The 13,436-nt window shown below is 34.6% G+C and carries 10 protein-coding genes; 5 read left to right on the forward strand and 5 right to left on the reverse strand.

Annotated elements, in window-relative coordinates; all coding sequences use genetic code 11:
* Positions 1 to 16: 16 nt before the first annotated feature.
* Positions 17 to 763 carry an electron transfer flavoprotein subunit beta/FixA family protein gene (locus tag GXM16_RS01800; protein WP_163392135.1) on the reverse strand — a complete coding sequence of 249 codons (747 nt, stop codon included), beginning with the start codon at positions 761 to 763 and terminating at the stop codon, positions 17 to 19.
* 482 nt (positions 764 to 1,245) lie between these two features.
* Between GXM16_RS01800 and GXM16_RS01805 the strand changes: the two genes are divergently transcribed.
* From GXM16_RS01805 to GXM16_RS01825, 5 genes are all read left to right on the forward strand, one after another.
* Positions 1,246 to 2,223, forward strand: a complete 978-nt coding sequence (locus tag GXM16_RS01805) for a pyruvate dehydrogenase complex E1 component subunit beta (RefSeq protein WP_163392137.1) — start codon at positions 1,246 to 1,248, stop codon at positions 2,221 to 2,223.
* 69 nt (positions 2,224 to 2,292) lie between these two features.
* On the forward strand, positions 2,293 to 4,794 hold the full coding sequence (locus GXM16_RS01810; protein ID WP_163392139.1) for a DUF5686 and carboxypeptidase-like regulatory domain-containing protein: 2,502 nt from the start codon (positions 2,293 to 2,295) through the stop codon (positions 4,792 to 4,794).
* Between the two features lie 230 nt (positions 4,795 to 5,024).
* The gene (locus GXM16_RS01815; protein ID WP_229684154.1) at positions 5,025 to 5,600 is read left to right on the forward strand and encodes a DNA-3-methyladenine glycosylase family protein; all 576 of its coding nucleotides are present in this window, start codon (positions 5,025 to 5,027) and stop codon (positions 5,598 to 5,600) included.
* Positions 5,601 to 5,757: 157 nt separating this feature from the next.
* Positions 5,758 to 6,288: an inorganic diphosphatase gene (locus GXM16_RS01820; protein ID WP_163392141.1), complete on the forward strand. Its 531-nt coding sequence runs from the start codon at positions 5,758 to 5,760 to the stop codon at positions 6,286 to 6,288.
* Positions 6,289 to 6,397: 109 nt separating this feature from the next.
* A complete protein-coding gene (locus GXM16_RS01825; RefSeq protein ID WP_163392143.1) occupies positions 6,398 to 8,896 on the forward strand; it encodes a sodium-translocating pyrophosphatase in 2,499 nt (832 codons plus the stop codon).
* 52 nt (positions 8,897 to 8,948) lie between these two features.
* Here the strand turns inward: GXM16_RS01825 and GXM16_RS01830 are convergent, their stop codons facing one another.
* The 4 genes from GXM16_RS01830 to GXM16_RS01845 all read right to left on the reverse strand — a co-directional run bounded on the left by GXM16_RS01830 (position 8,949) and on the right by GXM16_RS01845 (position 13,407).
* The gene (locus GXM16_RS01830; protein ID WP_163392145.1) at positions 8,949 to 9,410 is read right to left on the reverse strand and encodes a hypothetical protein; all 462 of its coding nucleotides are present in this window, start codon (positions 9,408 to 9,410) and stop codon (positions 8,949 to 8,951) included.
* Between the two features lie 6 nt (positions 9,411 to 9,416).
* Positions 9,417 to 10,031, reverse strand: a complete 615-nt coding sequence (locus tag GXM16_RS01835; protein WP_163392147.1) for a Panacea domain-containing protein — start codon at positions 10,029 to 10,031, stop codon at positions 9,417 to 9,419.
* 199 nt (positions 10,032 to 10,230) lie between these two features.
* Positions 10,231 to 12,459 (reverse strand): glycoside hydrolase family 3 N-terminal domain-containing protein, encoded by a 2,229-nt coding sequence (locus tag GXM16_RS01840; RefSeq protein ID WP_163392149.1) that lies wholly within the window; start codon positions 12,457 to 12,459, stop codon positions 10,231 to 10,233.
* A 111-nt stretch (positions 12,460 to 12,570) separates the two neighbouring features.
* Positions 12,571 to 13,407 (reverse strand): endonuclease/exonuclease/phosphatase family protein, encoded by an 837-nt coding sequence (locus GXM16_RS01845; protein WP_163392151.1) that lies wholly within the window; start codon positions 13,405 to 13,407, stop codon positions 12,571 to 12,573.
* Positions 13,408 to 13,436 lie beyond the last annotated feature (29 nt).

Here is a 13,436-nt window from a genome sequence, read left to right on the forward strand (position 1 = left end):
CGACTAATACTAATTGCTAGATTACTTTTGCTTCGTTGTGTAATAAATTGATTAACTCATCTAAATTATCTGCAGCAACTAATTTTACTGCTGATTTAGGAGCTGGTTTTTCAAATTTTACCGCTTTTGTATTTGCAGGCGCATCAACTGGCTCAAGAATTGTTAATGCTTTTGTTCTTGCGGTCATGATTCCTCTCATGTTAGGTATACGCAAGTCTTTTTCTTCAACAAGGCCTTTTTGTCCTCCAATAATTAAAGGAAGAGTAGTGCTTACTGTTTCTTTTCCCCCATCAATTTCGCGAACAGCTTTTACATTGTTTCCTTCAACAGTAATAGCAGTACAAGAATTTAAGAAGTTAGAACCTAAAATTCCGGCAATCATTCCAGGGACCATTCCACCGTTATAATCCAAAGATTCTTTTCCGGCAATCACTAAGTCATATCCGCCATTTTTAATTACTTCAGCCAATTGTTTTGCAACAAAAAAGCCATCAGTTGGATTTGCATTTACACGAATTGCTTCGTTTGCGCCAATTGCCAAAGCTTTACGCAAAGTTGGTTCAGTATCCGGACCTCCCACGTTTACAACAGTTACATTTGCTCCTTGCTGTTCCTGAAACCAGATAGCACGGGTTAAACCAAATTCATCATTAGGGTTAATTACATATTGTACACCGTTGGTGTCAAATTCTGAATCACCATTGGAGAAGTTGATTTTTGAAGTAGTATCAGGCACATGGCTGATGCAAACTAATATTTTCATAAAGTATATATTTTGAATTTATAATATGCTTCTACAAATTTAGGATTTAATTTGGAATAATTATACTATGCATGCATAATATTTTAAAAACTATTACGATTTCGAATATTTGCTTGTTTGAAATGCTTACATCCAAAAAACTGGAATCAAAATTTGATTTATAATATTGATTGTTAGCGTTGCTGTTTTTTTTTAAACTGTATAATACTTAATGATAGTTAATTAATATTGTTTGATATTATAAACATTAAAAAGATTTTACTTATTTTAGAATAAAACAGGAAAAATGGAGTTTTTATAAAATATTTTTTAGTGAAGAAAATCGACAGTCTGTCTATTTTGTAAATATCACAATAAATTTTAAAAAGTTAAAAGTGATGGAAGAAGGGAAAGTTACTGTTATTTTAAATTCAATTTATGCTTTTAAGTTATTTAAAATATTTATTTTTGCTCATCAGAAAAAAAGAATATAACATACAACTATGAGAACAATACAATTTAGAGAGGCCATTTGCGAAGCGATGAGTGAAGAAATGCGTCGCGATGAATCCATATATTTAATGGGCGAAGAGGTTGCAGAATACAACGGAGCTTACAAAGCTTCAAAAGGAATGCTTGCTGAGTTTGGCGAAAAAAGAGTAATCGATACTCCAATTGCTGAGCTTGGGTTTACAGGAATTGCAGTAGGATCTGCGATGAACGGTAACCGACCAATTGTAGAATATATGACTTTCAACTTCTGTTTAGTTGGTATTGATCAGATTATAAACAACGCTGCTAAAATGCGTCAGATGACAGGAGGACAATTTAATGTGCCTATCGTTTTCCGCGGACCAACTGCTTCTGCAGGTCAATTAGGGGCAACTCACTCACAGGCTTTAGAAAACTGGTTTGCTAATACTCCGGGTCTTAAAGTTATCGTTCCTTCAACCCCTTATGATGCTAAAGGACTTTTAAAATCTGCAATTCGTGATAATGATCCAGTAATTTTTATGGAATCTGAGCAAATGTATGGTGATAAAGGAGAAGTGCCTGACGGAGAATATGTAATTCCAATTGGAGTAGCTGATGTGAAACGTGAAGGTACAGATGTAACAATCGTTTCTTTCGGAAAAATCATTAAAGAAGCTTTTATTGCGGCTGATGAATTAGCTAAAGAAGGGATTTCTTGTGAGATCATCGATTTAAGAACTGTTCGTCCGATGGATAATGAGGCGATTTTAAAATCGGTTAAAAAGACAAACCGTTTGGTAATTCTTGAAGAAGCGTGGCCATTCGCAAGTATTTCATCTGAAATAACCTATATTGTACAGGAACAGGCTTTTGATTTTCTTGATGCGCCAATTCAGCGTATTACAACTGCTGATGCTCCTGCACCTTATTCACCTGTTTTACTGAAAGACTGGTTGCCGAATGCTGGTGATGTAGTGAAAGCAGTAAAAAAAGTAATGTACAAATAATAATACATACATACTCATAAAAACTTCATCATTCATTAGTTAATTGATGAAGTTTTTTTTTGCCGGAATATGAAAAGAATAATTTTACTCAGCCTGTTTTTTGTATTTGCTTTAGCAAACCATGTTTTTGCGCAAACTAAAGTGAGTGGAATTGTTTTGGACAAATCCAATCAGCCTGTTCCGTTTGCAAATGTAGTTTTTAAGGGGTCAAATACAGGGATAGTTTCTAATGAAGACGGACGTTTTTATTTAGAATCACCAAATACTTATACCGCTTTGTTAGTTACTTCTGCAGGATTTTCAGATAAGGAAGTGCTTTTGGAAAAAGCAGTAAATTATGATTTCAAAATTGTTTTAAGCGAACCTGAAGCACTTAATGAAGTTGTTATATTTACTGGTAAAACATCAAAAAAGAACAATCCCGCATTAGATATTTTGAGAAAAATTTGGGAGAGGAAACGTAAAAACGGTCTTTATCAATTCAATCAATATCAGATGCAAAAGTACGAAAAGGTCGAATTCGATATGAATACGATTGACAGTGCTTTTATGAAAAATAAACTCTTCAAAGGAATGGAGTTTGTTTTCAATCATGTGGATACTTCGGATGTTACGGGTAAAACCTATCTGCCAATCTTTATTAATGAATCGGTTTATGATGTTTATGGAGATAATAAACTTAAGAAAGTAAAGGAAAACATTACGGGAAACAAAATGTCCGGATTCAATGGGAATCAGCAGATTTTATCTTTCGTAAAAGATCTTTATTCAGACTATAATATTTACGACAATCATTTAAAGTTTTTTGACAAGAGTTTTACAAGCCCGCTTTCAAAAACCGGAATTGATGTGTATAACTATGTATTAAAAGACAGTGCTTTTATAGACAAAAAATGGTGTTATAATATCGTTTTCTATCCAAGACGTAAGAACGAATTAACCTTTAAGGGAGATTTTTGGGTCAACGATTCAACTTTTGCCATCAAAAAAATTAATATGGCCGTTACCAAAAGTGCCAATATTAACTGGGTGAAAGATATTTATATTGAACAGGAATTTGAAGTAGAGAATGACTCGGTTTTCCTTTTAACCCGTGATTATATGATGTCTGATTTTGCTTTAAACAAAAAAGAAAAATCAAAAGGGGTTTATGGAAAAAGAACTACGCTTTACAGAAATCATAAATTCAACATTCAGAAACCTGATAAGTTTTATAAAGAAGAGGTCAATTTTATAGACAATGCTGTTTATCAAAGACCGGATGAATTTTGGGAAGAAAATCGTTTTGAAAAATTAAACAAAGACGAACAGGGAATTTATAAAATGCTCGACACCCTGCAGACTGTCAAGAAATTTAAGCAGCTTTATAATTTGGTTTCGATTTTAGGAAGTGGCTATGTCGAATTTAAAAATTTCGATTACGGTCCTATTTTTTCTACTTTCGGTTATAATGAAGTCGAAGGTTTACGTTTAAGAGTTGGGGGAAGAACGTATTTTGGGCCAAATGACCCATGGAGAATCCAGGCTTATACCGCATACGGTTTTGACGATAATAAATTCAAATACGGAGTCTCAGGTAAATGGATGCTGGACAAGAAAAACCGATTAATAATTTCCGGAGGTAACAGGCGCGATATTGAACAGATCGGAGCGAGTTTAACCACTACAAATGATGTTTTAGGGCGAAGTTTTGCATCTTCAGCCTTGTTTACAACCGGAAGCAATGGAAAACTTACTAATATTAATTTGAGTAACGTTTCTATTGAAATGGAAGCCAAGAAGAATTTCATAGTTTCAGCAGGTTTTTCATATAGAACGTTAGAATCGGCATCCCCTACATTTAGTTTAGACTATTATAAAACTTTGCCATCTGTTTCAAATCCGACTGGTGTGGTTGAAAGTAAAGTGACACAAACTGAGGCTAACATTCAGTTCGAGTTTATGCCAAATCGTAAGACCATTGGTTATGGAGTAGAGCGGGATCTTGTTGACAGCCCGTTTAGTCATTTCTTCGTTAACTTTAGTTATGGTTTAAAAGGAGTTCTTAACAGCGATTTTGCTTATGAAAAAATACAGTTATTTTACAGGCAGCCCATTATCATAGGGCCGTTAGGAAGAACAAATATCACGCTTGAAACAGGAAAGACTTTTGGTACAATTCCTTTAGGATTAATGAGTGTTATTCCGGGTAACCAAACATATTTTACGATTGAGAATACTTTTAGCAACCTAAATTTCTATGAATTTGTAACCGACCAATATACTACATTGCAGTGGAATCATGATTTTGGAGGAAGAATATTTGCCAGAATTCCATTTATGAGAAAACTGAATTGGAGGGAATTTATAGGTGTCAGAGCTGTTCATGGAACAATTTCTGATGAAAACAGAGCGATAAATGCTTCAGGACTTCCGTATAATGCCCCTGAAAAAGTATATTGGGAATACAATGCCGGAATTGGAAACATCTTCAAAGTTTTCAGAATTGATTTTTCATGGAGAGGAAATTATTTGAATATGCCAGATGCCGCAAAATTTGCAGTAAAAGGATCTTTCGGATTCTATTTCTAAAATATAATTTAAAATTTACAGACGCTAAATTGCAAGGAATTTAAACTTAGCAATTTGGCGTTTTTGCACATAATCAATTATTTTATTTATTTTTAGAAGCTCATCCTGCTATCCGCTATATCTTTTGCTTTTTAAAGAAAAAAGCAAAAGGATGCCGCTTCAAACGAAGTTCACTGAACTCTGATTAAAATAAAAGTTAAGTGAAGTAATCAGGGCTAAAAATCTCCGTTATGCAAGAAGCCATCGATTTTCTTTCATCCAAGAATCCAATATTTCGGGAAATCGTTGAAAAGTACGGATTACCATCAATCCCAAAACGGCCACAGGATTTCGAAACTTTGGTATTGTTAATTTTGGAGCAACAGGTTTCTATAGATTCGGCGAAAGCTACATTTTTGAAAATCAAGAATTATACAATTTGCAATCCCGAGAACATGTCGGTTCTGACGGACGAAGAATTTAGCAGCCTCGGAGTAAGCCGCCAGAAAACAAAATACATTAAAATTTTAGCAGAAGCGATTTTAAATAAAGAACTGGATATAGAAAGTCTGGCTTTAAAGTCGGCAAAACAAGTCCGTGAAGAACTCATTCGATTAAAAGGTATTGGAAACTGGACCATAGATATCTATTTGATGTTCTGTCTTCAGGAGCCTGATTTGATTCCGCTTGGCGATATTGCAGTCGTAAATACTATCAAAGAATTATTGAATATTCACGATAAGAAAGAAATGGAAATTCATGCAGAACAATGGAGTCCGTACCGGTCTTATGCCGACCTATTTGCTTTGGCATTATTACTTAAATAAGAGAAATCGTAAGATTACATATTAACTAGCTGTTATATAAAAGGAAAGTATATTAAATAATGAATAAAGGATATAGATTAATGTATTTTTTTCATTGTAAAAAAGGATTCTTTGGGTTACTTTTGCAACCGAATTATAGATATAATAAAAAAAGAAAATGACCGCAGACAAACTAACAACTTTCGATGTATTGATCGAAATACCAAGAGGAAGCAGAAATAAATATGAGTACGATTTTGAAATCAAAAGAATGCGTTTCGACAGAATGTTATTCTCTTCAATGATGTACCCTGCAGATTACGGATTTATCCCTGAAACTTTAGCTTTAGACGGTGACCCTCTTGATGTATTGGTTTTAGTAAACGAACCAACTTTCCCTGGATGTGTTATGGAAGTTAAACCAATTGGTGTTTTCCACATGGCAGATGATAAAGGACCAGATGAAAAAATTATCTGTGTACCAGTTTCAGATCCAATTTGGAATAAATTAAACGATTTAAGTGATATTAATGTTCACTTAGTAAAAGAAATTGAGCACTTCTTCCAAGTTTACAAAGACCTTGAAAACAAAAAAGTTGATGTAGAAGGATGGGGAGATGTAAACGAAGCATTCGCTATTATTAAAGAATGTACAGATCGTTTTAATCAGATTGAAAACAAACCAGAAGGATTATTTAGTATTAAATAATTTCAGGCATCATATTTTGTAAAAAAAGCAATACTCCGTTAAGAGTATTGCTTTTTTGTTTAAATTCGTTTAGTTAGTTCGTTGACTATTAACCAAAAACCAATAAAATATGAATGCATTTATGATTTACCTGCCTATTGCAATGGCAGTTTTAGGATTACTTTTCATGGGAATAAAAAGGAGTTGGGTTTTAAAACAAGATGCCGGCGATGGTAAGATGAAAGAGATCTCCGATTACATTTACGAAGGAGCTCTGGCCTTCTTAAAAGCAGAATATAAGCTACTAACCATTTTCGTAATTATTGCCAGTTTAGTTTTGGCAGGGATTACTTTTATTCCGGGAGTAAAAACACATTTATTGATCGTAATAGCATTTATTTTCGGGGCCTTATTTTCAGCTTATGCTGGAAATATCGGGATGAGGATTGCAACCAAAACAAACGTTAGAACTACTCAGGCGGCTAGGACAAGCTTACCTCAGGCATTAAAAGTTTCTTTTGGAGGCGGAACCGTAATGGGCTTAGGAGTAGCAGGTTTGGCAGTTCTGGGTTTGACGGCTTTCTTTATAATTTTCTTTAATCTGTTTTCAGACGGAGTCTGGAAAGATACCGAAACGATGACAGTTGTTCTGGAAACATTAGCAGGATTTTCTCTTGGAGCTGAATCAATCGCATTGTTTGCCAGAGTTGGCGGTGGAATTTATACAAAAGCTGCCGATGTGGGAGCTGATTTAGTTGGTAAAGTTGAAGCAGGAATCCCGGAAGATGATCCTCGTAATCCGGCAACAATTGCAGATAACGTTGGAGATAATGTGGGGGACGTGGCTGGTATGGGAGCTGATTTATTTGGCTCGTATGTAGCAACAGTATTAGCTGCCATGGTTCTCGGAAACTACGTAATAAAAGATATGGGCGGAAGTATCAATGATGCTTTTGGCGGAATAGGACCAATTTTACTTCCAATGGCAATTGCCGGTTTTGGGATCTTATTTTCAATAATAGGAACTTTTTTAGTGAAAATATCAGATGATAATGCAAAAGAAGCGCAAGTTCAGAAAGCCTTAAATATAGGTAACTGGGTTTCTATCGTTTTAACAGCTGGAGCTTGTTATTTTTTAGTAAAATATATGCTGCCTGAAGTAATGACAATGGAATTTTTTGGAGAAGGTGCTTATCAGATTTCCTCCATGCGGGTTTTTTATGCGACATTAGTTGGATTGGTGGTTGGAGGAGCAATTTCTTCGGTAACCGAATATTATACAGGATTAGGAACAAAACCAGTTTTGGCAATTGTTCAGAAATCTTCAACAGGAGCAGGAACAAACGTTATCGCTGGTTTGGCGACTGGAATGGTTTCTACTTTTCCAACCGTATTATTGTTTGCTGTTGCGATTTGGATTTCTTATGCTTTGGCAGGGTTTTACGGTGTGGCTTTAGCAGCATCTGCAATGATGGCAACAACAGCGATGCAATTAGCAATTGATGCTTTTGGACCAATCTCAGACAACGCCGGAGGAATTGCCGAGATGAGCGAATTACCTAAAGAAGTTCGTACCAGAACTGATATTTTAGATTCAGTTGGAAATACAACTGCAGCAACCGGAAAAGGTTTTGCCATTGCTTCTGCAGCCTTAACTTCATTAGCCTTATTTGCAGCTTACGTAACTTTTACCGGAATTGACGGAATCAATATTTTTAAAGCACCGGTTTTAGCGATGCTTTTTGTTGGTGGAATGATTCCGGTAGTTTTCTCTGCATTAGCTATGAATTCTGTTGGAAAAGCGGCTATGGATATGGTGTACGAAGTTCGTCGTCAGTTTAAGGAAATTCCGGGAATTATGGAAGGAACCGGAAAACCGGAATACGGAAAATGTGTGGAAATTTCGACAAAAGCCGCTTTGCGCGAAATGATGCTGCCCGGAATATTAACAATTGGTTTCCCGATTGCAATTGTACTTTTAGGAAAATTAGTTTATGCAGATAACAATCAGTTAATTGCTGAAATGCTGGGAGGATACATGGCCGGAGTTACAGTTTCAGGAGTGTTGTGGGCCGTTTTTCAAAACAATGCCGGAGGTGCCTGGGATAATGCCAAAAAATCTTTTGAAGCCGGAGTGATGATCAATGGTGAAATGACTTATAAAGGTTCTGATGCCCATAAAGCTGCAGTAACCGGAGATACGGTTGGAGATCCATTTAAGGACACTTCAGGGCCTTCGATGAATATTTTAATTAAACTAACTTGTTTAATTGGATTGGTAATCGCACCAATTTTGGGTGATGGTCATGCTCCATCAGATATTGCCGGAAAAGCTTCTTGTTGTGCAAAAACTGAAATGCATGCAGGAATCTCTAAATGTGGAGACATGTCCGGAATGACCAAAGAAGAATGTATTAAAATGTGCAAAGAAAAAGGATGCTCTGCAGAAGAAACAGCTAAATGTCTGGCTCATTTTGATACTGATAAAAACAGAGTTGAGGTTAACCTTGCAACTACAAATGGCGTTACGGTAGGAACTGTAACCAAAACCGAAAATGGCAAAACAACTACAGAAGTTTTTGAAGGTACGGAAGCAGAAGTAAAAGCTAAAGTAGAAGCTGCGAAATAAATTCTTATTAGTTACAAAAAATGCCTCCAATTTTTTGGAGGCATTTTTATATTTAAAGTTGTTCTTTAATTGCAATTAATTCCGTTTCTATATTCAGATCAATAAAATCAGATTTGAGCATACATTTCAAAAGTCTTTTCAAAAAACTATTAGGTAATTTTTCCTTTAAAATAAGATTGTTTTCATTGTATTTAAGAAAAGAAGAAAGGCTCTCTTTTCGAACATTATTTCTGAAAAATATAAAGGTGTCTTTATTAAAACTAAATTTATTTTTACCTAGCTCGATTCCCTTTTGAATAAAAAAATATGGAATATTTCCCACTACTGAACATCCAAAATTATCAGAGGGCAAATTCAATTTGTTTTGAGATGTAGTTAAGGTATGAATGATATAAGCAAATTCATTATTTCGATTTATCACAATCAAAAATTTGTCTTTACTGTCATTTCCATCCTGAAATTGATAATCTTCAATTAATACTAAATGACCTTGCTGTAAAATTTCTTCAAGCATATTTATTTAGCTTATACTTTCCTGAAAAGATAAAGCTTCAAATGAGGATTTTGCGGCCATTTGCAAAATAGGATTGTTTTCTAATAAATCATTGAATTCAATAGAATGGTTTGTGATTTTTCCTATTTGTTTGAAGTGATCTTTTAAATTATGTTCAGAAACCATTTTGTGCCAAAGGGAGCCTTCTTCATGAAGGAAATTAATTAATTCTGTAGCATTCCAATTTCCATATTTGAAAACAATAGTTTCTAATAGATTTAATTCATATCTGTTAAAGATGGTTTTGTTAAAACTGCCATTAGGTTTTAAGTAAACTTCCTCTGTGTTTCTATCAGAATTGAATTTTTTTTCCAAATGAATAGATTGTAGTAGTGATAACTCTTTGCCTTGGTAACAAAAAACCTCCTGATGTTTGATTTCATTATAGACATCTATAGCAACAGGTCCATTTTCCCAAACTTTATAGTCAAGCCAAGTAACAGGAGTACCTGTTTCCTTGATGGAAGTTTCGTCCAGAATATAAAGCAGTTTCAACGTTTTGGTCATAGATAAGTAGTCTATCTGTGATGCAAAATAGTTTAAAACATTCCCGATTTTGTCGTTATTTATTCGTCTAAACATAAGTAAATATAAAGAAATATTTCAATATTCTTTCTTAAAGGACTGCAAATGTACGGTTTATTTGCTGATTTTCATTCAAAAAAATTTTACAGCAAAAATTTTTAAAAATCATTCTAACCAGATTTGAGAATTTAAATATAAAAATGCCTCAATTACATAAAAAAGCGTAACTGAGGTATTTTCTATTTTAAATCTTATTTTACTCTATTAACTCAAAACCAGATTTTAGCTTAATATCTGCTGATGAAGCCCCAATCATAACTTCGAAATCTCCCGGTTCAGTATTCCATTCTAATTTATTATTGTAGAAAGAAAGTTTTTCTTTGTCAATTGTAAACTCAATAGTTTTAGATTCTCCGGCATTTAATTTTACTTTCTGGAAATCTCTTAATTCTAAAACGGGTCTGACCACCGAACCAAATTTGTCTTTTATATATAATTGAACGACTTCTTCTCCAGTCACTTTTCCGACATTAGATAATTGAAATGATACTTTAATGTTTTCGTTGCTTTTTATTTTTGCTGAAGATAATTTCAAACCTGAATAATCAAATTTTGTATAGCTCAACCCGTAACCGAAAGCGAATTTAGGTGAATTTTTTAAATCGATATAAGAAGAAACATATCCTTTCGCATCTTCATCCGGAGCTGGTCTTCCTGTACTGAAATGATTGTAATAAATAGGGATTTGTCCTATTTCTCTAGGGAAAGTCATAGGCAGTTTGCCAGATGGATTATAATCACCAAATAGAACATCAGCAATTGCATTTCCAGCTTCGGTTCCTAACCACCATGTATATACAATCGCAGAAACATTATCTGCTGTCCAGTTAAAAATAAGCGGTCTTCCGGCATTTACCAAAACTACAACCGGCTTTCCTGTTGCCTGAATTGCTTTTACTAAATCTTCCTGAACTCCCGGTAAATGCAAATCGCTTCTGCTTTTTGCTTCTCCGCTCATATCATGTCTTTCACCAATACTTAAAATTACGACATCTGCCTGTTTTGCTTTTGCAACTGCTTCTGCAAAACCATCTTTATTATCTCCGGTAACTTCACAACCTTTTGCATAAAGTAATTTTGTATTCCTGCCTACTTTATTTTGCATACCGTCCCATTGCGAAACCACCCATTTACTGTAATCTACGTCTGGTAATTCTACCGACCAGAATCCCATATTAGCTTTATATTCTTTTACCATTGGACCAATGAAGGCAATAGTTTTTAAGTTTTTAGAAAGTGGTAATATCTGGTTATCATTCTTTAATAATACGATACTTTTTTCAGCTACTTCAAGAGCTGCTTTTCTGTTTTCAGGATTATTAAGTACTTTTTCAGCTCTTTTTTCATCTGAATATTTGTATGGATTTTCAAATAATCCTAATTCAAATTTCTTGCGCAAAATACGTTTTACGGCGTCATCGATTACATCAACAGAAACTTTTCCTTCTTTTACCAATTCTGCTAAATTATAACGGTAGGCATTACTTTCCATATCCATATCACTTCCTGCGGTAATGGCAGAATAGGCAGCGGCTTTAAGATCTTTAGAATAACCGTGAGCAACCATTTCGCCAATAGAACCCCAGTCTGAAACTACAAAGCCCTGAAAGTTCCATTTTCCTTTTAAGATATCTCTTTGTAATTGTACATTTCCTGTTGCCGGTACTCCGTTTAGGTCATTAAATGAGTTCATGAAAGTTGCTGCACCGGCATCTAAAGCGGCTTTAAAAGGAGGAAGGTAAGTTTCCCAAAGCATTCTTTCACTCATGTCAACAGAGTTATAATCTCTTCCACCAGTAGCGGCTCCATATGCTGCAAAGTGTTTCACACAAGCCATAACCGAATTTAAATCACCTAGTTTATTTCCCTGAAATCCTTTTACTCTTGCATACGCAATTTTAGATCCCAGATAAGTATCTTCTCCAGCACCTTCCATTACTCTTCCCCAACGCGGGTCACGGCCAATGTCTACCATTGGTGCAAATGTCCAGTGAATCCCGCTTGCCGCAGCTTCTGTTGCCGCAACTCTTGCTGCTAATTCAATAGCTGCTAAATCCCAGCTTGCCGCTTCTGCCAGCGGAATTGGAAATGTGGTTTTATATCCGTGAATAACGTCCTGACCAAATAACAACGGAATTTTAAGACGTGACTGCATTGCCAGCTCCTGATATTGTCTGGTATATTTTGTCCCGATAATATTCAGCATCGAACCAATTAAACCTTGTTTAATTTCGTTTTGCTTGTTTGGATTAATTGTAATTGGTCCCGTTGCCTGATTATCTCCTGTGTATTGATTAAGCTGACCTATTTTTTCTTCCAGTGTCATTTTTTTCAATAAATCATTTACCTTTTGATCTATTGTCTGTTGCTGGGCCACCGCAAAAAACGAAACCATCAACAGGGTCATTGTTGTTATTTTTTTCATGAAATAAATTGTTTTATTCTTTGACTGTCTTTGTATATAATTATTTGTTTTAAGTTTTGAGATTAATTGTTTGTTCTAAATTTTATTCTGATAATTAAGTAAATAGCAATTTTAATTAACTTCTATATAAACTGGCAAATGATCTGAAGGATATTTTAAATCTTTTGAATCACTTAAAACGGCATGTTTTTGAATTGTTAATCCGCTATTTTTAGAAATAAATATGTAATCTATGAGCAATGTAACCGGTTCATTCTGTTTAAAACCATTGAATGTTCCGTAAGGCCCGAAAGGTTTTTCTTTTGAAACGTCTTTGGTGTCATCCATTTCTTTTTTTACTTCTGCAATCTGATTTGTATTGGGTTCTGAGTTAAAATCACCCATCAGAAATGCGGCGTAATTTTTAGAATTTATTTCTTTCATTTTAGAAAGAATTAGCTGCACTCCTTTTACTCTGGCTTCATTACCCACATGATCCAGATGTGTATTAAAAACCCAGAATAATTTCTTTGTTTTTAAGTCTTTAAAAAGGGCATACGTACAAATTCTGTTGCATGCAGCATCCCAGCCTTTTGATACTTTATTTGGTGTTTCTGAAAGCCAAAATGTATTTATCTGTTCTGCTTTAAAGCGTTCTTTTTTATAATAAATAGTACAAGCTTCTCCTGTTTCATTCTCTTCTCTTCCTATTCCAAACCTGCTGTATTCAGGCAAAGCCGAAGCAATATCAACAACCTGACCAGGGGTTGCCTCCTGAACTCCTAAGATGTCAGGACTGTAAAACTGAATTTGAGACGTAAAATAATCTTTTCGGTTTGACCATGCATTTTCTCCGTCTGAAGCAACGTCTAAACGTATATTATAGCTCATCATTTTTAAACTCTGAGTATAAAATGAAGAGCTCGCAAAAAGCATCAATAACAAAACAACGATGTTTATTTTTTTCATATTAAAAAATTTTATTCTCCAAAACTACC

It is taken from the genome of Flavobacterium limi (assembly GCF_010645075.1).
Classification (GTDB): domain Bacteria; phylum Bacteroidota; class Bacteroidia; order Flavobacteriales; family Flavobacteriaceae; genus Flavobacterium; species Flavobacterium limi.